The 26,440-nt window shown below is 47.4% G+C and carries 22 protein-coding genes; 4 read left to right on the forward strand and 18 right to left on the reverse strand.

The features are described 5' to 3' along the window. Window positions 1-58: 58 nt before the first annotated feature. The 4 genes from aroB to deoC form a co-directional block, all read right to left on the reverse strand. Window positions 59-1,198, reverse strand: a complete 1,140-nt coding sequence (gene aroB / locus MKZ09_RS29365; protein ID WP_076206674.1) for a 3-dehydroquinate synthase — start codon at window positions 1,196-1,198, stop codon at window positions 59-61. Between the two features lie 937 nt (window positions 1,199-2,135). Continuing rightward, entirely contained in the window at window positions 2,136-3,206 is a 1,071-nt protein-coding gene (locus tag MKZ09_RS29370) for a hypothetical protein (RefSeq protein ID WP_076137011.1), read from the reverse strand. Window positions 3,207-3,417: 211 nt separating this feature from the next. After that, a complete protein-coding gene (locus tag MKZ09_RS29375) occupies window positions 3,418-4,710 on the reverse strand; it encodes a homocysteine synthase (protein ID WP_036680260.1) in 1,293 nt (430 codons plus the stop codon). Between the two features lie 311 nt (window positions 4,711-5,021). Beyond that, window positions 5,022-5,699, reverse strand: a complete 678-nt coding sequence (gene deoC / locus MKZ09_RS29380) for a deoxyribose-phosphate aldolase (protein WP_036680262.1) — start codon at window positions 5,697-5,699, stop codon at window positions 5,022-5,024. A 297-nt stretch (window positions 5,700-5,996) separates the two neighbouring features. Between deoC and MKZ09_RS29385 the strand changes: the two genes are divergently transcribed. Together MKZ09_RS29385 and MKZ09_RS29390 are read left to right on the forward strand one after the other, a co-directional pair. Then, complete coding sequence (locus MKZ09_RS29385) at window positions 5,997-6,338, forward strand: hypothetical protein (RefSeq protein WP_076099934.1); 342 nt, start codon at window positions 5,997-5,999, stop codon at window positions 6,336-6,338. Window positions 6,339-6,348: 10 nt separating this feature from the next. Continuing rightward, window positions 6,349-7,341 (forward strand): ketoacyl-ACP synthase III, encoded by a 993-nt coding sequence (locus tag MKZ09_RS29390; RefSeq protein WP_076137015.1) that lies wholly within the window; start codon window positions 6,349-6,351, stop codon window positions 7,339-7,341. Between the two features lie 175 nt (window positions 7,342-7,516). On the opposite strand, the gene MKZ09_RS29395 is transcribed toward MKZ09_RS29390, so the two are convergent. The 6 genes from MKZ09_RS29395 to MKZ09_RS29420 all read right to left on the reverse strand — a co-directional run bounded on the left by MKZ09_RS29395 (window position 7,517) and on the right by MKZ09_RS29420 (window position 13,859). Then, window positions 7,517-8,350, reverse strand: a complete 834-nt coding sequence (locus MKZ09_RS29395; protein WP_076128733.1) for a prohibitin family protein — start codon at window positions 8,348-8,350, stop codon at window positions 7,517-7,519. A 105-nt stretch (window positions 8,351-8,455) separates the two neighbouring features. Beyond that, window positions 8,456-9,229, reverse strand: a complete 774-nt coding sequence (locus MKZ09_RS29400) for a hypothetical protein (RefSeq protein ID WP_076206672.1) — start codon at window positions 9,227-9,229, stop codon at window positions 8,456-8,458. Window positions 9,230-9,421: 192 nt separating this feature from the next. Then, window positions 9,422-10,420, reverse strand: a complete 999-nt coding sequence (locus MKZ09_RS29405) for an LLM class flavin-dependent oxidoreductase (protein ID WP_076128737.1) — start codon at window positions 10,418-10,420, stop codon at window positions 9,422-9,424. 21 nt (window positions 10,421-10,441) lie between these two features. Next, window positions 10,442-10,924 (reverse strand): RrF2 family transcriptional regulator, encoded by a 483-nt coding sequence (locus tag MKZ09_RS29410; protein WP_076137019.1) that lies wholly within the window; start codon window positions 10,922-10,924, stop codon window positions 10,442-10,444. A 217-nt stretch (window positions 10,925-11,141) separates the two neighbouring features. After that, entirely contained in the window at window positions 11,142-12,587 is a 1,446-nt protein-coding gene (locus MKZ09_RS29415; protein ID WP_076206670.1) for a SulP family inorganic anion transporter, read from the reverse strand. A 195-nt stretch (window positions 12,588-12,782) separates the two neighbouring features. Beyond that, on the reverse strand, window positions 12,783-13,859 hold the full coding sequence (locus tag MKZ09_RS29420; RefSeq protein WP_036680279.1) for a bifunctional 3-deoxy-7-phosphoheptulonate synthase/chorismate mutase: 1,077 nt from the start codon (window positions 13,857-13,859) through the stop codon (window positions 12,783-12,785). Window positions 13,860-14,482: 623 nt separating this feature from the next. Between MKZ09_RS29420 and MKZ09_RS29425 the strand changes: the two genes are divergently transcribed. Further along, the gene (locus MKZ09_RS29425; protein WP_038573366.1) at window positions 14,483-15,028 is read left to right on the forward strand and encodes a glutathione peroxidase; all 546 of its coding nucleotides are present in this window, start codon (window positions 14,483-14,485) and stop codon (window positions 15,026-15,028) included. 66 nt (window positions 15,029-15,094) lie between these two features. Here the strand turns inward: MKZ09_RS29425 and MKZ09_RS29430 are convergent, their stop codons facing one another. The 8 genes from MKZ09_RS29430 to MKZ09_RS29465 all read right to left on the reverse strand — a co-directional run bounded on the left by MKZ09_RS29430 (window position 15,095) and on the right by MKZ09_RS29465 (window position 22,880). Then, on the reverse strand, window positions 15,095-15,436 hold the full coding sequence (locus MKZ09_RS29430; protein WP_076137023.1) for a 4Fe-4S binding protein: 342 nt from the start codon (window positions 15,434-15,436) through the stop codon (window positions 15,095-15,097). Then, entirely contained in the window at window positions 15,433-17,043 is a 1,611-nt protein-coding gene (locus tag MKZ09_RS29435; protein WP_076206668.1) for an FAD-dependent oxidoreductase, read from the reverse strand. The genes MKZ09_RS29430 and MKZ09_RS29435 overlap by 4 nt, the downstream gene beginning before the upstream one ends. A 160-nt stretch (window positions 17,044-17,203) precedes the next feature. Further along, the gene (locus MKZ09_RS29440) at window positions 17,204-18,262 is read right to left on the reverse strand and encodes an ABC transporter substrate-binding protein (protein ID WP_076206666.1); all 1,059 of its coding nucleotides are present in this window, start codon (window positions 18,260-18,262) and stop codon (window positions 17,204-17,206) included. A gap of 47 nt (window positions 18,263-18,309) precedes the next feature. Continuing rightward, window positions 18,310-18,642 (reverse strand): 4Fe-4S dicluster domain-containing protein, encoded by a 333-nt coding sequence (locus MKZ09_RS29445; RefSeq protein ID WP_076206664.1) that lies wholly within the window; start codon window positions 18,640-18,642, stop codon window positions 18,310-18,312. Further along, complete coding sequence (locus MKZ09_RS29450; protein WP_076206662.1) at window positions 18,639-20,246, reverse strand: FAD-dependent oxidoreductase; 1,608 nt, start codon at window positions 20,244-20,246, stop codon at window positions 18,639-18,641. Before MKZ09_RS29450 ends, MKZ09_RS29445 begins: the two co-directional genes overlap by 4 nt. Before the next feature lie 24 nt (window positions 20,247-20,270). Next, window positions 20,271-21,158: an ABC transporter permease gene (locus MKZ09_RS29455; RefSeq protein ID WP_076206659.1), complete on the reverse strand. Its 888-nt coding sequence runs from the start codon at window positions 21,156-21,158 to the stop codon at window positions 20,271-20,273. 35 nt (window positions 21,159-21,193) lie between these two features. Then, a complete protein-coding gene (locus tag MKZ09_RS29460; protein ID WP_076206657.1) occupies window positions 21,194-21,997 on the reverse strand; it encodes an ABC transporter permease in 804 nt (267 codons plus the stop codon). Between the two features lie 106 nt (window positions 21,998-22,103). Further along, window positions 22,104-22,880 carry an ABC transporter ATP-binding protein gene (locus tag MKZ09_RS29465; RefSeq protein ID WP_036680296.1) on the reverse strand — a complete coding sequence of 259 codons (777 nt, stop codon included), beginning with the start codon at window positions 22,878-22,880 and terminating at the stop codon, window positions 22,104-22,106. Window positions 22,881-23,206: 326 nt separating this feature from the next. On the opposite strand from MKZ09_RS29465, the gene MKZ09_RS29470 reads away from it, so the two are divergent. Next, complete coding sequence (locus MKZ09_RS29470) at window positions 23,207-26,365, forward strand: S-layer homology domain-containing protein (RefSeq protein ID WP_076206654.1); 3,159 nt, start codon at window positions 23,207-23,209, stop codon at window positions 26,363-26,365. Window positions 26,366-26,440: the final 75 nt, after the last annotated feature.

The following is a 26,440-nucleotide window of genomic DNA, read 5'->3' on the forward strand; positions in this document are numbered from 1 at the left end:
AAAGTAAACCCTACCTTCTGGGCTATTCATCATAAATTTAAAATAGCGTTTTCCTCTCTTAGCTGCGTATTTTATTTAAAAGCTCGGATAGGACTTGCTCTTCGACTGGCGTCGAATAAGCTCCACCTTCAAAAGACTTCATCGCTCCAATTCCGGCTTGGAACACAAACCGTATACGCCCTTTGCGAACCTTTTTATCCGTATACATCTTATCAATCAGCATTCTATTTGTAATGGTTGCTGGTATTTCAGTCGGAAGTCCCGCCTTCTTCAACAAAGCAATTACACGCTGAGTTTGGTCAGCCGATACATACCCCAACTGCTCTGCCAGCTGCACCTGAACCGCGAGTCCAATCGCAATAGCTTCACCATGTAATAATTCATAACCACTTAAAGCCTCTAACGCCCGGCCAGCAGTATGCCCCAGATTTAGAATTTGGCGCAAGTTGCTCTCCAATTCATCCTTTTCCACCACACTGTACTTGATCTCACAATTATGAAAAGCAATCTGTTCGCAAACCTCTCTATCTAATACAAGATTGCCTTCTGAGGAAACAACTCGCTCCATATTCTGTTCAAGAAACTCAAAAAATTCAGCATCCGCGATGCAGGCATGTTTGATTGTTTCAGCCAAACCACTGCGAAGCTCACGTACCGGAAGCGTTCTCCATGTGGCTAAGTCGATGTAGACCTTTTTCGGCTGATGAAAAACACCAATTAGATTGGTTGCAACTGGTGTATTCACGCCCGTTTTGCCACCAATAGAAGCATCCGCTGCTGCTAAAAGGGTAGTTGCATAGTTCAAACTTGGCACTCCCCGACCAAATGTTCCAGCCAAAAAACCTGCCATATCCGTTACCGCTCCACCTCCAATGGCAAGGATGCAGCAATCCCGTCCATAAGAACGGCTTAATAGCCGGTCCTCCAGCTGTGCCTTCGTTTCTCGGGTTTTAGACTTCTCTCCAGCAGGGAAAGAAAATAACTCCGCTTGAAAATCATTCTGAAGCAGTTGTTCCAGCAAGGCTTGCCCATACAGGGCTTCAACTTTGGAATCTGTAATAATCGCGAATTTGCTTACATTCTCGACAATTCCACGTTTCAAATCCTCGATCAGAGTGCCAAAAAGACCTTCCCCAATCTCAATATCGTAAGAATGATCTACGACCTTTTGCAGGCCAACTCTAAAATTTGTAGACATCTACAGCACCCCTATTCAGCAAGATGCTAATAAATTCGAGCCTCCACTGTCAATATCCTGTTTATGTAAAATGTAAGAAGAAGCTGGAAACAAATGTGGATGTTCCAAAACTAATGTTTTCTTGTTGGTCCTGATGATAGTACAGAGGTTCGATGCTGATTAGTTTGAGTTCGGGGGATGAGTGCGGAGGTTGAGTGCGGAGGTTGCATCCAAAGCATGAGTGCAGATTAGTTTAAGTACGGAGGTTAGGCACAGGGTGGGAGTACGGAGGTTGAGTGTGGAGGTTGCGCGTAAAGTATGAGTACGACAAGATTGATGAACGTATGATGCAAGTTGCTCGCGTATGTAGCTACTATCGGACTCAGTTGACCCTAATCGCTGGTTTTAAACACATTTGGTAATCTAACGGACCTCATTGCAGCTATTGACATGAAAAGCACCAAATATGTACCTCTTCCTAACGAATAGCGTCTCTCGTGTCCGAAACCATGCTAAAAAAGCTAAAATCAGGCAAATAGCGTCATCTGGATCCTTAAGCATCGGGAGTTGAGGAGTGCGAGGTTAGTGCCGAGTTTGAGTGTTGATTAGTTTAAGTGCAGAGGTGCACGATTAGTTTAAGTGCGGAGTTGAGTGCAGTGTTTGGGCACATGGTATGAGTACGGCGTTTAAATGCAAAGCATGAGTGAAGATTAGTTTAAGCGCTGAGGTTGAGCACAGGTAGGAGCACGGCGTTTAAATACAAAGCATGAATACAGATTAGTTTAAGTACGTAGGTTGAGTATAGTGATTGAGTAATGGGTTATATATACGCTGTTGAAGCAGGCAGCTAACGACCAAAAAAACAAAGCAACGATTCTCCGATAACCGGATAATCGCTGCTCTGAAGTCTTTTTACGATTCTTATATGAACAGCACCGTATCGTTCAGCAGAAAAAGCTTACTGCCTTCCCCCGGCGGCAGTATCCAGCGTTTCACGCTGCCTGGCGATCCAGATCAGGCAGGCCGCTCTCAGCAGCGCTTCGGTCCGCTGACCGGCGCTGCAAAAGATCCCGCTGAGCCCGATCTGATACAGATCGGCCAAAGCCGACGCCGCCGGTGTCCCCGCGGCAAGTACCACCGCCGCCGGCTTCACGCTCGTCACGGCGGCAAAGATCTCCCCCGCCGCCAGGGCGAAGCCCTCTGCGGCGGTCTCTTCCGGCGCGTGTTCGCCCGCCGCGCCGTCCAGCACTAGGAAATCGGCGATACGCGCGATTTCCGCAGCGGCGGCAGGCTCCACATCGGGCGCGATCAGCGCTCCGATGCGGCATGCCGCCGCATAAGCGTGGCCGAGTGTCTGATCGGCCACGTCTTCGATGAATTCGCGCTTTGCGGCGAATTCGGCTGCGCTTGCGGTGTAGGCGACCAGCAGGTCAAGGCGGCAATCGCCGCCTTGCCGCTGGCTCTCCGCCACCGCAGCGAACAGCGCTTCGAGCTGAGCGTCCTGAAGCGCGGCAAGCTTGGCGGGCTGCGCCACCGCAAGTGACTCTGGATGCAGCAGGGTGACCGCTGCCCATTCGCCATCCGGCGATTCAAGCAGCTCAGCAACAGCTGCGCGCAGACGATAAGAGATTCGCTGCAGAATACGCGCTGTTTGCAGTTCATCCTCGCTAGATAACCAATTCTCATAAAGACAGAACAGCTCTGGTTCCAGCAGCCATTCCTCACTCCGTATCAAACACGGGCCCGCTTGAACAGTCCTTGTTCCTTCCCGTCCAGCAAGACGTTCTTCTCTTCCTTCACGCAGCACTAGGAATGTCGATGGTTCCCCCGGCCGCTTAAAATAAGACCGCTTCAAAGGCTCAATGACATCCCTCTGCTCTACTCCAGCGATAAATTCTGCGGCAGCGGAGGCTACGGATCCAGCTTGGCTCATTTCCATTCCCACAGTCCGATCACCAGCCTTATACATGAACTTGAACGGGCGCTCTTCACTACTCCGTAAACCATCCTGCTGACGTTCACCCTTCATCCTCGCACCCACCCTTTATCTTTGGATTGCTGCCGGTATGCCAAGCTATATAACATAAGCGACCGACATTTCATTTACCTACCTCACTTATAAATACGGGAGCCACACCTGAAATATGCAAGCGTTGCCAAATCTGATGAATATTCCAACTTTTTTAGGCAACAAAAAAAGCATTACCGCAGAGCGGTAATGCTTTTCGAAATATAAACTTTTATTGTTGACTGGCAGCAATAGCTTGCTCCAGATCATAGATAATATCATCAATGGACTCCGTCCCGATCGACAAACGCAGCAATTCCGGCGTTACTCCGGCTGTGATTTGCTCTTCATCCGACAGCTGTGCATGGGTTGTGCTCGCTGGGTGGATGATCAATGACTTGGAATCCCCAACATTCGCTAAATGAGAGAACAGCTTCACATTCTCAATCAGCTTACGTCCCGCAGCACTTCCACCCTTAATACCAAAAGTAAGGATCGCACCCTGACCTTTAGGCAAATACTTTTGCGCTAATTCATGAGATGGATGCGTAGGAAGTCCCGAATAACTTACCCATTCCACATCTGAATGTGCCTCCAAATATTGCGCTACCTTCAGCGCATTTTGGCTATGACGTTCCATCCGCAAATGAAGAGTCTCCAGACCTTGCAGCAGCATCCAAGAGTTGAACGGAGAAATCGCCGCCCCTAAATCGCGAAGCAATTGAACGCGGGCTTTAATAATATAAGCAATCGGGCCCACTGCTTCCGTATACACCACTCCATGATAGCTTGGATCTGGCTCCGTAAGACCTGGGAATTTACCGCTTGCCTTCCAATCAAATTTACCGCCGTCAACAATAATCCCGCCAATGGATGTACCATGTCCACCGATGAATTTGGTTGCCGAATGGACAACAATGTCCGCGCCATGCTCAATCGGACGCAATAAATATGGACTTGGGAACGTGTTGTCTACGATGAGAGGAATCCCATGTTCATGGGCGATCGCTGCAACTGCAGCAATATCCAGAACATTTCCCTGCGGGTTGCCGATTGTTTCTGCATACAAGGCTTTGGTCTTATCTGTAATCGCAGCACGGAAGTTCTCAGGATTATCCGAATCTACGAAATGCACCTTAATACCAAGCTTAGGCAGTGTTGTCGAGAATAGATTATAAGTTCCGCCATATAGGCTTGCTGCAGATACAATCTCATCCCCAGCGCCCGCAATATTTAAAATGGAAAAGGAAATAGCCGCTGCACCGGAAGCTGTAGCAAGCGCACCCGCACCGCCCTCAAGTGCTGCCACACGCTGTTCAAATACATCCGTAGTTGGGTTCATCAGCCGAGTATAAATATTACCGAATTCTTTAAGCGCGAACAGATCCGCTGCATGATCAGCATCACGGAACCCGTAGGAAGTGGTCTGATAAAGCGGTACAGCACGTGAGAAAGTAGTTGGATCAATTTCCTGGCCTGCATGGACAGCCAAAGTTTCAAACGACAGCTTGCGATCTTCTGACATAGGTATTTCCTCCCCTATAATTAAGTATAGAAATGATTAACAATTTTGAATTGTACCCATTCTCTCACAAACCACGTCATTTGAAAAGAAAAAATTCTCATTATTCCGGTGTGAATTATTGTACTTTGGTCAAATGCTTCTACTAGTGTCCTCTACCTACTGGATAACGCTTTCAATATAAATTAATAAAAACCTCAAACTTATGTATAAAATACAATCGCTAATCAAGCTGATCGGTTAATAACTTGAATCAGGACAACGGCGAATGAGCTTGTCCTCCTCACTCGCCGCTTCCGATTCAGCCCTTCGGCTTAGTAATTGCTTTGGCTTGTTTCGCCTTTAGCAATCGCTACACCACCACTAGTTCCAATACGGCTTGCACCTGCTTGTACCATTACATGTGCATCTTCTGCACTACGTACACCACCGGAAGCTTTTACACCGATATTAGGTCCAACTGTAGCACGCATAAGCGCGATATCTTCTTTCGTTGCCCCGCCTGTAGAGAATCCAGTGGATGTTTTTACGTAATCTGCTCCGGCCTCAACAGATAGCTTGCAGGCACGAACTTTTTCTTCTTCCGTTAACAGACAAGCCTCAATGATGACTTTAGTCAGGGCTTTGCCGCGCGCTGCATCTACAACAGCTGCAATATCACGTTTAACCAGCTCATCGTTGCCATCTTTTAATGCTCCGATATTGATGACCATATCCACCTCGCCTGCACCTTTAGCAATAGCATCGGTAGTCTCGAATGCTTTGCTCTCAGTTGTCGATGATCCCAGCGGGAAGCCGATTACTGTACATACTTTAACCTCAGGCGTATCTTTCAGCACTTCATGGGCAGTAGCTACCCAAGCAGGGTTTACGCAAACAGAAGCAAACTTATAAGTTTTAGCTTCCTCCGCCAATTTAATAATGTCTTCTTTCCGTGCATCTGCTTTAAGCAGTGTATGATCAATGATCCCCGATAGTGTAATTTCGCTCATTTTTATTATTCCTCCATGATTTGGATAGTAGTTTTTTTCATCTCTGTAATCATACCAATAGAACTGTGCTTTGCAAAGCAAACAGGGTGGGCATGCCTACCTCAAACCTTAATTTGTGCAGATTTTATGGATTTTAAGTAGTTTATCATTCCCTAAATTATCTTTTTAAAAAAATAAAGGTTTAATCCCCTAAACTTTCCCAATTAAAAATACGATAATAATCTTAGATAAATAGGTTTTTTTATCCTATTCATCAAAATTTTTCTTAGATAAAACTTAGGAGGAGATTAATCAAAAATGGGAAACTTCAATTTCGCCACAAATGCTGCAGATCAAAAACTGAATGTACAAGTCGAAGGAACTATGTCGCCAGAAGATGCAGGACGTTTCATTAATGAGTACAACCAAATCATAAGTGCATTCGACCCCAAACAATATGAGATTATCCTAGATTGCAAGACATTGAATGTATCCTCAAAGGACACACTTCCCATGCTTGAGCAATGCTACATACTGTATAAACAATCCGGATTTAAAAAAGTAACCTTTATTATTGCCAAAAGCCCTGTCCTAAAAATGCAGTTAAGCCGAGTGGCACGGGCAACGAAATTAGAAAATTACGAAATTATTGAAGCATAGGAGGCGCCATTTGGGACATATAGCGATTCGCCAAGCTGCTTATTACCACCCAGAGCATATCGTAGATAACGAATATTATCTGAAGCATTTTCAGAGTATGGGCAAGGACATCAAACGATTCCTAGAAGTCATGGGTCGCGACCGGAGATACATCGTAAAAGAACAGGGTGAAAATGCTCTGACGATGGGATTAAAGGCTGCCCAAAAAGTGCTTAGCGAAGCGAATTTGCAAGGTGAGGATATGGACATGATCATGTTCGCTTCACAGACACCAGAGTACACCTATCCTACCAATGCACTTCTCCTACACCGTATGCTTCAAGGTAAACACCGGACCATTACGCAGGATTCCAATGCTAACTGCGCAGGAATGGTCTCCGCCGTGGAGCAGACAAGTCGTTATATGCAAGCCAATCCCAGCATCAGGTACGCACTCGTCGTAGGAAGCGACTACAGCTCAGTGAACTGCAATACAGATGATGAAATTACTTACCCTAACTTTGGGGACGCCGCAGCAGCAGTGATTCTGGAGCGCAGCAACGAGCATGCAGGCTTCATAGATTCCCTTTATTACACCGATTCTGAGGGCTCCGAGAATATTATGTTCCCGGCCTGCGGCCTGTCGAATATTTATCAAGAGGGTATGACCCCAGAGCAGATTCGGATACGTTGGACCCCTTTTGACGGTACAGTGTGTGTGGACGCGGCTATAGCGGATATGAAGGAGCTTCTCTCACGCAACGGTCTGACTACGGATGATATCTCAGCATTCTGCCTTTCACAATTCTCACTGAAAAATATCGAGCTCATCCAAATCGGACTTGGGCTCACCGCAGAAAAGTTCATCTATGTAGGCGACGAGTTCGGCTACACAGCCACAAGCAGTCCTTTTATCGCTTTTCAACGCGGAGTCGAGGACGGACGAATCAAACGTGGCGATTATGTCTTCTTTTGGTCAGTTGGCGCTGGCTGGCAAATTCCTACGATGCTTTATCAATATTAATAGCATAAAAGCCCTACTTCTATAGAAGTAGGGCTTTCCTATCAGAGGATCAGATGCTAATAAACTATGGGCTGTCCTTATTGCCAAACCCGGAATTATATAAGGTAAAATAGACAGCTACGATCTCAATCACAGAACAGCAAATTGTGAAATTAATCAGACAGCCAGTAATGAATTATTTAGTCAGGGATTGAACATCCACAAAAGGTGTGGCTCCCCCTGTTACAGATGGCAGCACGCCATTCCATTTTTCAAGCGCTTTCTCCTGAACCTCAATTTGCTTCAGCTGCACCAGCTCAGGTGTAACCTCTTGCTTCTTAAGTCTTAAAGATTCGGCCTCTGCTTGCGCCTGGGCGATTTTTTGCTTCGCTTCAATTTCAATCCGCCGGAGATCATTTTCCGCCTTCAGCGCCTGCTGCTGGGCAACCTGCTTTGCTTCAATCGACTGGTTAAACGCCTCCGAGAATTTAAAGTTAACGATGTTAATATCGTTGACGATCAGGTCATATTTTGCCAGCCTAGCGGTTAAGTGCTCACTAATCTCACTCGACACCACATCACGACGCGTAATCAAATCCTCTGCTGGATATTTGGCTGTCACTTCTTTAACGATTTCTTGAATAGCCGGATTGATAATTACACTATCAAAATTACCTCCGATATTGTTCATCAGATTAAAGGCCGAAGCCTTATTTACGGAATAGTTCACCGCCACATGTGTGGACACAGGCTGAAGATCCTTTGAAGAGGCTGAAGTATCGGTCTCCGCCTTCGTTACCTGTGTATTGACCTGAATCACTGTCTGAATAAAAGGGATTTTAAAATGAATGCCGGGTGACAATGTATTGTCATTTAATTTACCAAAGGTTTTGTATAAACCTACATGCCCATATTCCACAGATACAAAAGAGTTCGCGCCGATCAACAATACAATAAGCACCGCTGCAATACCGGTGACTATTTTTCCCGGACGCAGCTGTTTCAATTTCGGATTCATTTGCATATTCATCCAATACACCTCCTAGATTATGGATAATCATTCAAGCTTAACCGTCTATACGGAGGTTTAGGGTAAATGGTCGCAGGAAATATTTCAACAGCAGTGGTCATGGCGTTACCGCTCTGGGATCAGTCCTTCTACGGTCAACCGGAATTTTTTGCTCTGCTTGTCCCCGATATTAGAAGCTTCATATATTCCTTCATCCGTTAGCACCACGGAGTCCGCCTTTAAAGCATCATTAACGAAAGTTATCTCAGCGTGATCAACATTCCAGCGGTAAATGTAGGCACTCATCGGATTTCCATGTGCGGCTACACCCTCAAAAGATCCATCCTGATCAACATCCAGCTCTCTGGAATGTCCGGTATCAATTTGCAGCAAACCCGAGGGGTTACCGCTCTCGTCGATTAAATAATAGTTACTGAGCGAGTTATTTGCTCCTAGTCCTCCAGTGATTTTCAACACCTTTTCGCTAAACAGCCGCACTACTTCTACCTTGATATCCTCCGGTTGACGATAATTATAAGTTCCTATCGCCCCTAGACTGTATTGCCCTTTGGGAGTAGAAGTTCTGGCATACACATAGTCTTCGTCACTAGCCATCGTATACACACTCACTTTGACTCCTCCGAAATCTTCCAGCTTCTTCTCTGTAATCAAAGTAGCGCCTGTAGGTGGAGCAATTAGTTGAGAGACTACGGGGATTGTATCCACCAGCTTCCACTCTAGCTTAATGAGATTTGCAGCGGTGTCCGTTGGCTTCGGTCTTGAGGTGTGGTAGTCGTTAGCCGATTGAAGGGAGGATGGGTCCACCTGATGTTGGCAACCTGCCAGCAGATTCATTAGAAACAAGGCTGTCAGCGTAACGGATTTATGTAGAGGAAACATCCTTGATCACTTCCTATCCTCTTTTTAAAATTAAATCTTTCATTAATCATAGATGAAGTTAGGCATTCAAATGTTACTTTTAGGAGGCGGTAGGGTTAATTTATTGTCTTTTGAGGGGATGCGCCGATCCAAAAGCTAAATTAGCATACAAAAAACCCGCATCAAATGCGGGTTAAGGTTAGCTATCCAGAATCAAGAGCCTAGCAGTTCACGCGCCAGTAGTCGGTAAACCTCTAGCCGTTTCTCCTGCGAATGTGGGATGCTGCATATCATTGCTTCTTGGAATCCATATTGTGCTTGTTCTTCTTGCAAACGTACGGCGATGTCTTTAACCGCACCAACCAAATGAATCTTGCGCCCTTCCTTGATTGACATCCGGTCAATTTCCGATAACGAAATGTTCTGAGCTTCTTCTGGTGTCAGCACCTGAGTAATCCGGCCCTTACTCATCATCAACCGAAAAATATCCTGCGGTAATGCTTCATACTCAGCTTCTTCCTTTGTTTCTGCTGTGGTCACCATATAAGATACACTGATCTCTGGTTTGTCCATAAAGATAGAAGGCTGGTAGTTATTCCGGTAATGGTCCAAAATCTCATTACTCATCGCACCATTAAAAAATTGTGCGAAGGAGTATCCGACTCCCATTTGTGCAGCTTTTCGCGCACTATTGCCGCTCGAGCCTAACAACCATACTTCAGGGAGCGCCACTTTCGTTGGAGCAGCGAGATTTTTGGCATATAGCTCATCTTCCGGAATCTGATCACTAAGCAGCTGCATGGTAATGCCAAGCTTGTCATACATATTATGCAGCATTAACTCGCGGCCTTCAGATAAAGCGTACATGGCGCTTGTATCGCCACCAGGAGCTCGTCCCACACCAAAATCAATTCTCCCCGGGGAAAAAGCACTTAACGTTTTAAATACTTCAGCCAGCTTAAGCGGAGAATAATGCATCATCATTACACCGCCGGTGCCGATTCGAATACGGTTGGTCTTGGCGGCTAAACGGGCAGCCGTTACTTCCGGAGCTGAGCTAGCAAATGTATTTCCACCATGATGCTCTGCCATCCACATTCTGCTATATCCCAGTTCATCTGCTAAAATAGCCAGTTCTTCTGCTTTGTTCAAGGCACCTTCCGCAGTGTTGCCGCTTGTCACGGGTGCCTGATCCAATATGCTTAATCTCATGCGAATACATCCCTTCTTTGGTCAGATGACCATTTTATTACTGACCCATTCCTCTAAGGCTGCAATCTTATCTTTAAAGCGTTCACCACGCATTTCCTCCGACAACGAAGCAATAGTCTCCCGCTTTAACACGGCTTTCCAAGAGGATTCAGCTTCTTCCATCAGATTCGATAGCAGGCAGCAGCTGTCTTCTTTTTCTAAATCCAACATGTCTACCAGAATACCATTCGATGAATACAGCGACTGCTGGCCTTCCACCGCGAGGTAAACGTCATATACACGAATATCTTCAGGGCTTTTCTTTAATTTAAAACCGCCTTTAATGCCGGGAACAGACGTGATGATGTCTGCAGTTACCAGCTTTCTTAACAGTTTTTGAAAATAGGTCGCCGATGCTCCGAGCTGCTGGCTAATCGCTTCCCCAGACAACACCGCCTTATCCGGCAGCATGTTGAGTAGAACCAGTGCATATACCGACTGCTCTACCCCTGTTTTCATATGCATGTATAGCACCTCGATTTACGTAAATAGTTTGATACAAACTGTAGATAATACCGTCCGCGTATAAAGCGGATAAACATTATCCACTTTATACTTTATATTATTTTAAACCCAAAGTAAAACCTTGCTGGCCTTTTCTTTCAGTTAATATCTGCTATAAAAAAAAGATCACGCATACAGCGCAATCTTTTTTGAGGGTATCTGTTATTTTTTGTATATCCTACTGTAATGATAATCCCACCCGCTGAACCAGCTGTGAGCTCTGGTCGTTAAGTCCAGTAATGGTGACTTTTTTGCCATGCTCGGCGTATTTACTCATCGTCTTCGCTATGGCATGGACTGCGGATTGGTCCCACACATGGGAGTGTGAAAAATCGATAATAATATGATCCGGATCGCTATCGTAGGCGAATTCATGAATGAAGTGGCTTGTCGTGCCGAAGAACAGCTGGCCGGAAACCGCATATGTTTTGGAAGAGGTCGCTTCCTGAACAGTTAGGCGGATCGAAGCTATTTTCCAAGCAAACGTTAAAGCACTTAGCAGAACCCCAAACAAAACCCCAATAGAAAGGTTGTCCGTAACCACCACAGTGACCACCGTCACAATCATAACCAGCGCATCGCTTAGCGGAACACGGGTTAAAGTTTTGAGTGAGCCCCATTCAAAGGTGCTGATACAGACCATTATCATTACCCCGACGAGCGCGCCCATCGGGATCTGCTTCACCACATCGCCAAGTACGATAATTAGGAATAATAAAAAAACCCCTGATACAAACGTGGACAAACGCGTGCGTCCTCCTGACTTCATGTTAACCATCGATTGGCCAATCATCGCACAGCCTGCCATCCCTCCGAAAAAACCAGTGACTACATTCGCAAGCCCCTGTCCCTTCGCCTCTCTGTTCTTATCACTACCTGTGCCCGTAATATCGTCTATTAAGGTGGCAGTCATCAGGGATTCCAATAGCCCAACTACGGCCAGCGAAAGTGAATATGGCAAAATAATAAGCAGCATATCCAGCGTGAACGGGATTTGCGGGAGATGGAATAGTGGCAAGGTTGCTGTAATATTCCCCATATCACCTACGGTTCTTACGTCCAGATGAAGAGCGATGCTAAGAATAGAAACAATAACAATCGCTACAAGTGCTGAAGGTACGGCTTTGGTAAACCGAGGAACCGTGTAGATAATAAGCAAGGTCAGAGCTACCAGTCCGTACATCACCCAGCCTTGTCCTTTAAAATGGGTAAGCTGTGCCATAAAAATCAGTATCGCCAGCGCGTTGACAAACCCTGTCATGACCGGCTGTGGCAAAAAGGTGATAAACCGCCCCAGCTTTAGCATCCCCATCAATATCTGAAACACACCAGCCAGTACAGTTGCCGCGAACAGATACTCTATTCCGTGTTCTAGTACGAGGCTTCCGACTAACAGAGCCATAGCTCCCGTAGCCGCCGAGATCATTCCGGGTCTGCCTCCGGCAAGTGCCGTTACAATCGCAATGCAAAAAGAGGCATATAAACCAACCATCGGACTTACTCCCGCCAGGATCGAAAAAGCGATCGCTTCAGGAATCAGCGCAACGGCTACGGTCATCCCCGATAAAATATCGGTTCGAGTGTTAGAAAACCACCCATTATTTAAGGTAAGCTGCTTCAAAATCTAATTTCCTCCTGTGACTATTAAAATGTGTAGATCTTTTGTCAGAAAAGACCCGGGGCCGGTGCAACGCTAATGTTGCTTATTGTACTCGACCCGCCTTCACCTTCACAAAAAGATTAGTTAGACTTGTAAGCGCTTATACACCTTATTTTCTAGCAAATCCTTAAAATATCATGCAAATTCTATATTTCTAGATTACCGGTACAATCCGGAAGCCTTCACTTCATTAAAGAAGGTGTTGAATTCATCAATATTCAGCTGCTGAGCGGCATCAGACAATGCGGTTGCAGGATCAGGATGCACCTCCACCATAATGCCGTCAGCTCCAGCTGCGAGTGCGGCTTTCGCACATGGAATAAGGATGTCTTTGCGGCCTGTCGAGTGAGTTACATCAACCAGTACTGGCAAATGACATTCCTGTTTGAGAATGGGCACTGCTGAGATATCAAGCGTGTTGCGGGTCGCTTTTTCATAGGTACGAATTCCACGTTCAATCAGCATGATCTGTGTGTTTCCACGAGACATGATGTATTCCGCTGCATGGATGAATTCATCGAGTGTGGCAGCCAATCCACGTTTCAGCAGCACCGGCTTGTCGACTTCTCCGACCGCTTTTAGCAGCTCGAAATTATGCATATTACGTGCACCGATCTGGATGATATCCACATAATCAAGGGACTCTTCAATATGTCTTGGATCTACAATTTCGCTGATGGTCAGCAGTCCATATTCATTTGCTGCTTCTCGTAATATTCTTAAACCGTCCATTCCCAGCCCTTGGAAATCATAAGGTGAAGTCCGAGGCTTGAAGGCACCGCCACGCATTACACGTACTCCGGCTTTTTGCAGGGCGGCAGCTACGGTGCGAGTCTGCAGTTCACTTTCCACGGAGCAAGGACCGGCTACCATCAGTGAAGAAGCACCGCCAACCGTTACATCTCCCGGCAGAACAATCACTGTATCCTCTTTGTGGCTCTTGCGGGCTACCAGTAAAGTTTTTTTATGATCATCTGTTTGTAAGTCCAGAGAAGCTGAGAAAATTTGTTTGAAGAGGCTACGGATCGTCCCGTTAGTGAAAGGGCCTTTGTTGCTCGCTACGAGCTTATCCAGCATCTGTTTTTCCCGTTCTGGATCAAATTTAGGGACACCTTGTTTTTCTTTAACTACTCCAATCTCCTGAACAATCTTAGCCCGCTCGGAGATCAGCTCCAGCAATTGCCCATTAATTTCATCCAGACGACCTCTAAGAACATCCAATTCCACGTTACTCATTACCCTTCCACTCCCTCTTTTTGTTATAATTTGGAACGCAAAAAGGCCCCCCGTCGCAAGGGACGAGGAGCCGTGGTACCACCCTTATTTAGAATTAACCCGAATACTAGCACAAAGGAATAGAATCTCATGTTCCCCTGACTAAGAATTAATTCTGTCTTTCACCCGGTAACGCGGGGCGCGGGCCTCCCTACTCATACCTGCCACAACCTGTGACAAACTACTTCAGGGGCCGACTCGGAAGTGAACTTCGGCATTAATCGTCTCATGAGGGTGCTCTCAGTCTCCGGCACGCCTTCCCTGTTAAGATCCGCTATAATGCTTACTCTCTTCGTCATAGTCCTTATCTATGTCAGCGCGGCTTTTGCGCTGGTTTCTGCTATCTTAATCAAAAAACGTTCCCGATGCAAGATAATAATGGAACGCAGAGTAGCTTTAACGCAATAAATTTGTTTGACTGATCCATACCCATTATCTATCCTATTCCAACCTGGCAATTACGGTTCCAATTCCTTCAAGCTGTATTGTTTGACAGCGATAATTGAATTGTTTACAATTTAATTATTATAAATATTTCCTGTTCTTTTTCAAAAAGCATAGATAACTGAAGGGATGTAGCAGCCATGAGCATTTATCAATATTCAGCACGCAGTATTCGGGGAAAAGATATCGAGCTAGAGCAATACAAAGGTAAAGTGCTACTGATAGTGAATACAGCAAGTAAGTGCGGATTTACCCACCAATATTCAGATCTGCAAAAGCTCTATGAACGGTACGAGGAACGCGGCCTCCAAATTCTCGGCTTTCCTTCCAATCAATTTGGAGAGCAAGAACCCGGCAGCAATGAAGAGGTTAATGTATTTTGCCAAATCAATTACGGGGTAACCTTCCCACTCTTTGAAAAGGTTGACGTAAAAGGCGAAGCTAAACACCCTCTTTTCACCTACCTTACAGAACAGGCTGGATTTGAAGGGTTCGATATCAACCATTCTTCAGGAAAGCTGCTGCAAAGCATGCTTGAAGACAAAGATCCAGAGGCTCTGAACAATGACGAAATCAAATGGAACTTCACTAAATTCCTGATTGATCGCGAAGGCAACGTTGTCACTAGATTCGAATCTACGGTGGACCCGCTGGATATTGAACCAGCTATCGAGGCCCTGCTGTAAGTTTCTAATATATGAAAAATCCGCCCAGCTTTCGGGCGGATTTTTTGGGTTTAAGCCTCTGCTTAATCATGTACGGTACTGCTCGGTAAACACTTCAAAATAAGGAGTCGTGTCCCTCTCCGCCATCGAACCATTCGCACCTGGTCCCCAGCCGATTTCAGCACGCCAGCTCCCCAACACACCTGACTGAATCAGCGCCTCCTCATTTACACCGATCAGCAGATCCGCCTGTGGTGCCACGTATAAAGCATCTACAGGACAATAAGCTTCACACATGAAACAGGTCTGGCAATCTTCCTGACGGGCAATGACCGGAATCTTCCCCTGCATTTCGAATACGTTCGTCGGACATACTTTCGTACACAGCTTACAACCCACACAACGCTCCAAGCTGATTAATTCGATCATATCGCTTGCCCCTCCTTCAGCGCATTCAGTTCATGAGCATGGGGCACAGCCTCTATACTGACGCTTATATGTTGAATACCGGATAAGATCAGCCGGTGAGTCTGGCGCGGATCAAGCTCCGGATATTCCGCTAGCTTTTGCAGTCCGCGGGTCTCTTTCCGGGCGAGTGCCGCGGTGTACATCCACCTGCCGACCGCGAGCATAGCCGCGGCTTCACGCGATTGCACGATGCCCTGAACGCTGGCAGGAGCCTGCCCGTTCAAATAGGGCATCAAGGCATTCAGCCGCTTCAAGGCTGATGAAATGCCCGTCTCGCTGCGGAAATAATTGATCTGCAGCGGCAAGATTTCACGCTGGATTGCCGCGATTAGCGGCTTCACCTCCAGCGTTTCCGAGGCATCGGCGCCAGCCGCCAGCCCGTAGCGTCCCGCTGCGGTCAGCTTGCGGCTGTTCGCCTGTCCTCGGCAGGACAGCGCATGCTGCGCGGCTCCCTGTCCAGCCCAGCTTCCGCTGCACATGGCCCAGGAAGCGTTATAAGCCCCGCCGCCGGAGATGGCGCCGGTCACTTTCTCGCGAGATGCGGCATCTCCGGCCGCATAGAGTCCGGGCACGGTCGTCTGGCAATCCGTGCCGCTCAAGCGCAGACCCCCAGTGCCGCGCATAGTGCCCTCATAGCGCAGGGTGAGCGGGAATTTCTGCTTAAACGCATCAATTCCCGCCCGCTCCAGCGGCATAAAGAAAATCGGATGCGCTTTGCGCAGAAAATCCTGTTTCTCCGCGGTGTCTGCCAGATCCAGCGAAGCGTAAACCGGACCCTTCAGCATCAGCTCAGGAATGCTGCCAAAGGTCCGGTCCCCTCTATGCAACGGATGACCGTCCGCATCATAAAGGGTGGCCCAAGCCAGCATGCGTCCACGTGTTACGGTTCCGTCCGCAAAGCTTGGGGCGTATTGGCGGCTGAATTCCATGCCCGAAAGATCAGCTCCCACCTCTGCGGACATCAACAATCCTTCCCCTGTCAGGACGTTGCAACCAAGGCCTTTGCTGAGAAAAGCACAGCCTCCGGTAGCCATCACAACGGCATTTGCCTTCACCTCCCAAGACTCTCCTGTCAGGCGGTTGATCCCACGCGCTCCACCAACACCGTGTTCATCGTGAAGAAGTTCCAGCGCTGGTGACTGATCAAGAATTGTGACCCCTGCTTTGCGCACAACTTTTCGCATAATCCGCATATATTCTGGTCCATGGAGATGGGTACGCAGTGAGTTTCCTTCTTCATCTTTCGGAAACGGATACCCCCACTGCTCCACTTGAGCCAGGTTCTGCTCTACCTGATCCAGCACCCGGTGAATCCAAGCATTCTCCGATAAGTATCCGCCGGACTTAAGTCTGGCCTGCACTGCCTGCTCCCGCAGCTCGGCAATGGGAGGGATAACGAGCAACGTTGTTCCACCCGGTGCAGTTGCGCCACTTGTGCCCAAGTAGCCCTTATCCGCCAGGACTACCTTTGCACCTTGCGAGGCTGCACTCCATGCCGACCACGCCCCAGCAGGACCTCCGCCAAGCACGAGGACATCCACTGTCATTTCCTTCTTAAGCTGCGACATATTTTTTTCCTCCTACACCATTAGCTGAGCTAGTTGAACTTAAAAATCACTAAAGGGAGGAGTGGCGGAGAGGTGGCCGAAAGTCCAAACATTCACCGCAGTCACTCAATTACCTTTATAAAAGAATCTTAAGTTCAATTAAAGCAGCCTTTAAGCAACTTTATTTCAGCTGCCAATCGCTAATATTGAAGTCTTTTTTCGCTAACTTCTCTTCGACGAGAAAGTTTTTGGTACCTTCCAACAGCTTTGTTCCTTCATCAGTGAACGCAGTATCCTTGATATCACTAATCGGATTCACTTGCTTCGCCAGCTCAGGCGTTGTATCTCCGATTTCAGCCAGAAATTGATAATATTCATCTTCATGCTGCTTCAAGTCTGCCAAGGCTTTCTCTCTAGCTTCGTTCCATACCTTCGGAAAATCAGGGAACTTCGCCAGATAATCCTCAGACACAACTGTTGCACTAGAACCAAGCAGGTTCGGGTGCTTCGAGGCATCATCCAAGTGAGTATAGCCCTGGTCAATCAGCTTCAGTGCAGGAACACCTAGATTTGTTGTAGCATCTACATCTCCACGGGCTAAAGCTGCGGTAGCATCAGGAATGAGCATATGCACGAGTTTGTAGTCGGTCACGCCTTCTTCCTGTAGTAATCCAACTACATAACGGTGCATGAAGGAGCCTTTTTGAATCGCGATAGTTTTACCTTGCAGATCTTTCACTGTCTTGGGACCATCCTTCTTGCCGATCAAATAACCAATCGTGTTCGCGGAAGATTGTGAAATCAGACGGGTCTTGGCCCCAGAAGCGTAGGCAATAATAGCAGGTGTATCTCCAAGACTGCCGATATCCAGCCGACCACTAATCAAGGATTCTGTCTGATCCGGACCGTTTGGAAAGCCAGTAAGCTTCACTTCAGTAATGCCGTATTTCTTCAACTCTTCTTGAATAATCCCTTTATAAAAGCCCCAACCCTCTGCACCGCCGGGCACATTCAATTTGTTGGAACCGATAAACCCAAAGTTCAATACCGCTGGAACATTGCTCGTGGCCTCTTCTCCCGCCTTCTCCGTATTTGATCCCCCGGAGGCAGACGCTCCATTGCCGCCCGTATTATTTCCGCAAGCCTGAAGCACCAGCATGGCCATCATAATTGTAGTTAAAAGTGCAAACCGAATCTTCCTAGAACGTTTCCCTTGAATCTCTCTGTACGCTTGTTTCATTGTTTCTCCCCCTAGGTTTATGCTATTTATTTAAATCTTGATCAAGCTCAGAACCCTGCCCTCGACGCCAATTTATACATAAAGTCATGGCCTGCCACCGGCTGCCTGCCCTTACCCCAGCCTACTTTTTCACGATAACCGCCAAGTAGTCCCTGCTCCTGAAGTTCCGCTTCTGTCACACCAATAATATTCTCAGAGTCTGGTGCAACGTAGAGAGCATCGACAGGACAATACAGCTCACACATAAAGCAAGTCTGGCAATCGCTCTGCCGGGCAATAACAGGAATGCCATCCTCTACCCGTTCGAAAACATTAGTCGGGCAGACAGATACACATTGGTTGCACTCTACACATCTGGCAGCGCTGATCACCTCAATCACGATAGAACACCCTCCTTAGCCACGGCTTCCGTCTTCACCCATACCTGATCTAATCCGCCACTGATCAAGCGGTGATGCTGGCCATGATCTGTAGCCTTGAAATCCTCACGCTTATGCATGCCTCTCGTCTCTGTACGAGCAAGTGCAGAATTGTACATCCAGCGGGCTGTTGCGGTCACGGCTTCGGCTTCCCGTGCCTTGACCCCTTCTGGCGTACGCTGAATTTCTCGGCTTCGTTGCTCTTTCCACAATCCATCCAGACGATCTAGTGCAGAAGTCAGCCCTTGTTCTGTCCGGAACAAATTGATATCATACGGCTTCACCTCAGCTTGCACAGCAGACACATACTCTGCCGTTTGGGCTGCCACACCCGGCTTCACTTCCTGATGCACCAGTGGTGATGATGATAAGCCGACTGGACTACGCTGCGCAGCGTGCGACCCCAGACTCTGTGCATAGACAGCAGCTCCTTCACCAGCAAAAGAACCTGAAGACATCGCCCACGCCGCATTATGGCTGCCTCCGCCAGTAAAACCTCCGCAAATCAGCTCGCGGGTAGCCGCATCTCCTGCCGCGTAAAGTCCGGGAACACCTGTGCCGCAGCTTTCATCTGTAATATGAATGCCACCCGTCCCCCGAACCGTGCCTTCGAGCCGCAAAGTAACCGGAAACGCATCCTTGAACGGATCAATTCCCTGGCGGTCAAATGGAAGGAAAAAGTTCGTCTGCGCTACCCGCAGCAGCGGTCTTAAATCCTCTGGTGCCCCATCCAGCTTGGCGTACACCTGATTACCTGCCAACAGATTCCGGGCAATTACAGAACGGCCTTTCTTGGAACCGGCTCCCTCCACAATGCTTCCATCCTCATAATAAAAGCTGGCATAGCTGTAATACGCCGTCTTGGTCACCGAAGAGAACGTAGGGCAGATCGCATAGGCATTGGAGAATTCCATGCCGGACAGATTCGCCCCAGCCTCAGCAGCGAAGAGATAGCCATCTCCGGTCAACACGTTGCAGCCAAGTGCCTTGCTTAGAAAGGCGCAGCCTCCGGTAGCAATGACGACTGCTCCTGCCTGAACAGTCCAGGTTTCTCCACTCTGGGTATGAACTCCAGCCGCTCCAGCTACGCCATGCTCATCTGCCAGGAGTTCCAGGGCTGGGCTGTGATCTAGAATTTTGACGCCTGCCTTTTTCACCAGCCTACGCATTAATTTCATATATTCCGGTCCTTGCAGACTTCTTCGGAATTGATTGCCCTGCTCATCTACAGGGAATGGATAACCGGAAACACCAAGCTTGTTCATATTGGCATAGGTTTGATCCAGCACCCGGTCCATCCAGCGAGATTCAGCCAGCTCACCGCCAAGCGCATAACGACTTGCTTTTGCCTCTTTCCGGAGCTTCTCATCCGGCTTCACATACCAGACCCCCGTTCCCGACGGTGCCGTTGCCCCACTTGAACCGCAGTACCCTTTATCTGCAAGGATTACTTTGGCCCCCTTCGCTGATGCAGTAAGGGCTGCCCACGTTCCTGCCGGACCTCCTCCGATAACGAGCACGTCTGCCACCAAATTCACCGATCCTTTTTTCACCGATCCACTCATATGTTCAAGACCTCCTCAGTTTGTTTAGCCTTCGTAACTATCGCGCCAGAACAGGAACTTTCGTTCAATAATCCGGAACAAGGAATCGATCAGCTTACCGACAATTGCGAAAATAATAATGCCTACGAATACAACCTCCGTATTAGAGTTCTGCTTCGCCTCATTGATAAGAAACCCAATACCTGACTGTGATCCAATAAGCTCTGCTACAACCAAACCAATCCAAGCTACAGCCAGCGACAACCTTAGCCCTAACAAAATTCCAGGCAGCGCCGCCGGAAGTATAAGCCTGCGCAGCTTCTGATATGGACTGAATCCCAAAACCCGAGCTACTTCGAACAATTTATTGTCCACATTGCGGATGCCCATAAACGTATTAATATAGAGCGGAAAAAATGAGCCTGTCATAATGATCACAACTTTAGACATCTCTCCAAACCCGAACCAGAGAATAATGAGCGGCGCTATAGCTAAATGGGGAACAAGTCTAAGCACTTGTACGCTAGGATCGAGCACATATTCTACACTGCGAAACAAGCCAGTCAGTACGCCGAATAGAAGACCCAATACACCTCCAATAAGAAATCCGATGCCCGCCCTACCCATGCTGACACCCAGATGATGAGTTAACTCTCCAGTAACCAACAAGTCAGTAAAAGCTCTTGCAATCGAAAGCGGAGTCGGCAAAAAGGTTGCTGAGACCAGCCCTGTACTCCCTGCCAGCTGCCAAAGGACTAACGTTACCGCCGGGATAATTGCACCCATTCCCCAATCAGAGAGCAGGGGTTTCCATGCAACTTGTATTGCGGGTTTCTTCGGTGTCTTCTTGGATAAAGGAGCTGTGCCGCTGCTATCCAGCGTTTCTCTGGCTCTTTTAGTATTTTTGATAATAGCTTCTACTCCATCGCTCATGGTGCATCCCCCTTTTGTTTAATGAGCGTTCAAGGTTATCCGCGATAATTGTCTTGCCATCTCAACAACCGTCGTTCAATGTAACGAACAATGGAATCACTCAACAATCCAGCTACGGCAAAAATAATAATTCCCACGAACACCACTGGTGTGTCCGCGAATTGACGCGCATCGGACATCATGTATCCAATGCCTGAGGTAGATGCAATAAGCTCTGCTACTACTAACCCCAGCCAAGAAAGCCCTAGAGAGAGACGCACTCCGAGAATAATGTTCGGCAGCGCTGCTGGAAGTACTAACCTGCCAATCTGCTTCAACCGGCTGAAGCCAAGTACCCGGGAAACTTCGAACAGCTTGTTATCCACGCCGCGAATTCCCATGAACGTATTGATATAAAGTGGAAAAAAAGCTCCCTTAGCAATCAATAGCACCTTCGACTCCTCACCAATCCCGAACCATAAAATGAACAGCGGTACTACCGCCAGACTGGGAATCATGCGGATCATTTGCAGGGAAGGATCTAACAGCTTCTCCGATCTGCGGAACAGGCCTACGAGAAGTCCTAACAGCAGACCCAGTCCACCACCTAGCAGGAATCCAGAAAAGGCTCTGACCAAGCTGATCCTAAAGTTCGGCCACAAATCGCCTGAAGCCGCTAAAGTTACAAAAGATTCCGCAATCGTATACGGCGTAGGGAACAGCATCTCCGAGATCATTCCATAATGCCCAAGCGTCTGCCACAGAATCAGCACACTGCCCGGCAGCAAAAGACCAAGTCCTAGTGTTGCCACCTTTCCGGGGCGTTCGGAAGTTCTTATGGCTACAGCCCGATTTGTCATACTTTGAACCCACCTTTTTTCAGCTTTACGATCACTTTAAATAAACAGAAAGAGACCCTCGAATAGTAATACCTTCGAAAGTCTCCATGGGTATGGTCGACCTATTTTATATTCCGGCTCCGTCTGTAAGCTCTAGCTCATCTACCTTTTCAAAATAATTCAACACCTTCAAACGCAGCTCTTGAAAGGAGGTCGTTGTTTTTTTCCGTGGATACGGTAAATCTATCGGTACAATTTTACGTATTTTCCCGGGACGCGGCTCTAGAATCACTACCCGATTCCCCAAGAACACAGCCTCATCAATATCATGCGTCACAAAAATCATGGTTGTTTGGTTAGCCCGCCAAATGTCCAGCAATACCGTCTGCATATGGGCCCGAGTGAATGCATCCAGTGCTCCAAACGGTTCGTCCAGCAGCAGTATTTTCGGATTGCGCAGAAGTGCACGAGCTATTGCTACCCGCTGGGCCATCCCTCCCGACAACTCGCGGGGATAAGATTTCTCAAATCCATTTAGCTTCACCAGATCAATCAATTCATCGACCTTCCGCCTAACCTCCTTGTTCCCTAGCGGTAAATCAGAGGCAATATTCTTCTCAACGGTAAGCCAGGGAAAGAGGCGATGCTCCTGAAAAATAAAACCCTTATCGATCCCAGGACCCCCAATCTCTGCCCCTTCCAGGGTGACACTGCCAGTGTACCCGCTATCCAGACCGGCTACGATGCGTAATAATGTACTTTTTCCACAGCCGCTGGGGCCGATGACTGTAATAAATTCGCCCTCCTGTACATGGAGATCTACATTATGGAGTGCTTGAACATGACCCCCAGCAGACTCAAAACGTTTATTTAGGTTCGAAATTGACAGCAACGCTTCTCCCACCTTGACCCCTCCTTTAATCTGTATGGACAAAAAAACAGAGGCATTGCGTTTTTACATTCGCAATACCTCTGTAGGAACAGTCGGCAATCATTATTCAAAGTAAATCAATTGGAATTATAATATTTAAAATATCATCGATTTTATAAGCTGTCAACAAAAAACAAGCCCTTTTATGGAACAGAAGTGGAGTTATTTCTAGTCCATTAGTTAGAAATGCAATGAATTTAATCACTTTAACTAGGATGAAAGTATTAAAAAACCTTGCTTTTGCGTCGATATAATGAAGTAAGCTTATGACAAATTGGTTCTAAGGAAGGGGCTTTTGCTTGAAAAGCATATCATTAAAATGGGGAGCAACACTTGTTGCCCTTAACACCTTGTTCGGTGGTACTCTCTATGCATCTGCAGCTGAAATCACTCCACCGTTCTCCGACTTAACCGAAATACAACAGACGAAAAGTGCCGCAATCCTCGAGGCTGCTCGTCTAGGCTTGCTTAAAGGCGATCCCAATGGACAATTCAGACCCACTGCGACAATGACTCGCCAAGAGCTCGCAGCCATTTTAGCGAAGACCTTAAAGCTAGATTCCTCAGTGAACTCCACCTCTACCTTTAGAGACGTATCTGACTCCAGTTGGAGTGTCTCCGCTATTGAGGCTGTTAAAAAGGCAGGATTTATGGAGGGTGATCTTACAGGTAATTTTAATCCATCCAGACCTGTAACTAGAGAAGAGCTTGCAGTTATATTTGTTCGTGCCATCCGCGGAACTGGAGCGCAAGGTGGACAAGCCAAGAAGGTTAATGACGAATCCACAATCAGCAATTGGGCAAAAGAGTATACCGATGTCGCATTACGTCTTAATCTTATAGACTCTCCCGAAGATATGTTCAGCCCCAAAGGTACTGTTCAGCGGCAGGATATGGCTTCTTTTCTGCTGAATATTTTTAAAGAAGAACAACAAACTGCAACGATCGACAATATAGATAGAGATTTCGTAACGATCAATGGCACGCCTTACCTCATTGAAGGTAAACTCAAAGAATTAATGGGTGATAGCAACCATGATGCTTTAAGAGGAGCTGTCCTTAAGTTCAATTCCTTGAATCGTCATATAGATGGTTTGCAAGAGCTTGAAATTGTACAAAAAGGGGTTCAACTAAATACCTCCGGCTTACCCTCCGGTTCTTTGCTCAATATTTCTGGAAATGATGTTGTTATTAAAGGCAATGTTACCGGTGATTTGAAGATTAAAAATGGCGTTTCGAGTATAACTTTTCAGGGCCAAATTGGGCAGATCATTGTGGATTCTATAACTCCATTTACTATTCATGGCAGCAGTTTCCTGCAAACCTTAAAAATAGTTGAAGGCGGCGCTAAGATCACCATCGCTCCCTCCTTATCTATTCAAAATCTGCAGTTGCCTGGCAACAGTCTGCCTTCACATTTCATAACAAATTACACAGCCATTCAAGATAATATCCAAACGATTCAAAATGCATCTGGAGCCGTTGCTCCTGCGTATACTTCGTCCACGTCTGCTAACGCCGCCGTGAGCGATCCGACTCCTGAGCCTACTCCCGTAGCGACTCCGAGCCCGACTCCGGTAGCCACTCCGAGCCCGACTCCGGTGCTGACTCCTAGCCCGACTCCGGTGGCCACTCCTGAGCCTACTCCGGTGACGACTTCTAGTCCTACTCCAGTCGCGACTCCTGAGCCTACTCCCGTAGTGACTCCTGAGCCGACTCCGGCACCGACTCCGAGCCCTACCCCGGTAGCGACTCCTAGTCCTACTCCGATGCTGACTCCTGAGCCTACTCCCGTAGCGACTCCTAGTCCTACTCCGGTAGCGACTCCTGAGCCTACTCCCGTAGCGACTCCTAGTCCTACTCCGGTAGCCACTCCGAGCCCGACTCCGGTGCTGACTCCTAGCCCGACTCCGGTGGCCACTCCTGAGCCGACTCCGGTGACGACTTCTAGTCCTACTCCGGTGGCCACTCCTGAGCCTACTCCAGTCGCGACTCCGAGCCCTACTCCGGTAGCGACTCCTGAGCCTACTCCGATAGCGACTCCTAGTCCTACTCCGGTGGCGACTCCTGAGCCTACTCCCGTAGCGACTCCTAGTCCTACTCCGGTGCTGACTCCTGAGCCTACTCCGGCGCCGACTCCGGTGAACCATGCACCAGTCGTGCAAAATAATATTGATCCAATATCTGCTCTGATCACAAGTGGTGTCCAAAACGTCGACATCAGTAATGTGTTCATTGATCCGGATGGCGACCCGCTTACATTCGCAGCTGCATCCTCTGACACTAGCGTTGCCACTGTATCTGTAAATGGGAATCATCTCAACCTTGTGCCGGTCAATTCAGGTACGGCCATGATTACAATAACAGCAATGGACGGCCAAGGTGGCGTTAACACTTCTACTTTTGTATTCACTGTAACGTCTAATCAGCCACCAATTGCGATATCTGGAATCACTACTCAACTCTTAACACCAGGTATCACGGCACCACGTATATTTGATCTGGCCCAGCTTTTTCAAGATCCAGACAATGACATGCTTACTTATTCAGCTTCTATAGATAACGTAAATGCTGGTACACTTAGCCTTAATGGCAACACTCTAACGGTAACTCCGGCAGCTAATAGTTCAGCGAGTGGTTTAGTGACCCTCACAGCAACGGATAATAAAGGAGGTTCAACTACCTCAACTTTCACCTTGATTACAGCCCAGCTTGTAAACAACGGCTTTGTGCCAATAACCACCAAGCAAGGTGTATCCAATATTTCCTTCGATATTTCCAAGCTGATTCCTAATCAGAGTCAATTTAAAGTGTATACAGAAAGCAGCACAGGTTCATTGAGCGGACCTGCAATTCTGAATGGAGCTATATGGAATGGTCCTACAAGTCCAGGAACGGTATGGATAGTAGGTTCTGATGGTAAAGCGGTTGTTTTATCTATAAGTGTGGCTTCACAGGGCACCTCCGAGCTATTCTTCTCAGAGTATCTGGACGGCGGTGACGGCAGAATCGCAGTTGAGCTGTACTATAAAGGAAATGGTAATCCCGCAGGAAAAGCAGAAGGTTACACCCTTGAAGTCCACCAATTTATGAAAGCCACCCAAACCAAACAGGTTTATTCCCGGCCACTATTTCCTGTACCTGTAGCAATGCCGTATATGTTTATAGATTCTACTTTTGGGGACGCATTTGATTTAATGAATATCTCCTATTACAATGATGAGCTGAGTCTTTATAATCCAAAAACATATAATATTACAGCATTAGTACTGAAGAAAAACGGCCAAATCGTAGATGTTCTCGGTGACCCTACCTCTACTCAGCAATTCCTCTCCACAGGTGGAACTATTGTCCGTAAATCTGGTATATACACTGGATCACAGCAGTATTCACTTGAGGGCGAGTGGAATCAATATCCCAAAGGAAGTTACCAGTATTTTGGAAGTCATACTCCTTAAGCAGCCCTTTCTAATGTAAAAAACAAGCAGGCAGTGAGCCTCCAGATATTGGAGAATCACTGCCTGCTTGTTTAT

The sequence above is a fragment of the Paenibacillus sp. FSL R5-0908 genome, from assembly GCF_038006245.1.
GTDB lineage: Bacteria > Bacillota > Bacilli > Paenibacillales > Paenibacillaceae > Paenibacillus_AQ > Paenibacillus_AQ odorifer.

Coding starts and splice junctions, on each gene's coding strand:
- aroB (WP_076206674.1), bottom strand. CDS start 1,198: ATGTCTACAAATTTTAGAGTTGGCCTGCAAAAGGTCGTAGATCATTCT.
- MKZ09_RS29370 (WP_076137011.1), bottom strand. CDS start 3,206: ATGAAGGGTGAACGTCAGCAGGATGGTTTACGGAGTAGTGAAGAGCGC.
- MKZ09_RS29375 (WP_036680260.1), bottom strand. CDS start 4,710: ATGTCAGAAGATCGCAAGCTGTCGTTTGAAACTTTGGCTGTCCATGCA.
- deoC (WP_036680262.1), bottom strand. CDS start 5,699: ATGAGCGAAATTACACTATCGGGGATCATTGATCATACACTGCTTAAA.
- MKZ09_RS29385 (WP_076099934.1), top strand. CDS start 5,997: ATGGGAAACTTCAATTTCGCCACAAATGCTGCAGATCAAAAACTGAAT.
- MKZ09_RS29395 (WP_076128733.1), bottom strand. CDS start 8,350: ATGAATATGCAAATGAATCCGAAATTGAAACAGCTGCGTCCGGGAAAA.
- MKZ09_RS29400 (WP_076206672.1), bottom strand. CDS start 9,229: ATGTTTCCTCTACATAAATCCGTTACGCTGACAGCCTTGTTTCTAATG.
- MKZ09_RS29405 (WP_076128737.1), bottom strand. CDS start 10,420: ATGAGATTAAGCATATTGGATCAGGCACCCGTGACAAGCGGCAACACT.
- MKZ09_RS29410 (WP_076137019.1), bottom strand. CDS start 10,924: ATGCATATGAAAACAGGGGTAGAGCAGTCGGTATATGCACTGGTTCTA.
- MKZ09_RS29420 (WP_036680279.1), bottom strand. CDS start 13,859: ATGAGTAACGTGGAATTGGATGTTCTTAGAGGTCGTCTGGATGAAATT.
- MKZ09_RS29425 (WP_038573366.1), top strand. CDS start 14,483: ATGAGCATTTATCAATATTCAGCACGCAGTATTCGGGGAAAAGATATC.
- MKZ09_RS29430 (WP_076137023.1), bottom strand. CDS start 15,436: ATGATCGAATTAATCAGCTTGGAGCGTTGTGTGGGTTGTAAGCTGTGT.
- MKZ09_RS29435 (WP_076206668.1), bottom strand. CDS start 17,043: ATGTCGCAGCTTAAGAAGGAAATGACAGTGGATGTCCTCGTGCTTGGC.
- MKZ09_RS29440 (WP_076206666.1), bottom strand. CDS start 18,262: ATGAAACAAGCGTACAGAGAGATTCAAGGGAAACGTTCTAGGAAGATT.
- MKZ09_RS29450 (WP_076206662.1), bottom strand. CDS start 20,246: ATGAGTGGATCGGTGAAAAAAGGATCGGTGAATTTGGTGGCAGACGTG.
- MKZ09_RS29455 (WP_076206659.1), bottom strand. CDS start 21,158: ATGAGCGATGGAGTAGAAGCTATTATCAAAAATACTAAAAGAGCCAGA.
- MKZ09_RS29460 (WP_076206657.1), bottom strand. CDS start 21,997: ATGACAAATCGGGCTGTAGCCATAAGAACTTCCGAACGCCCCGGAAAG.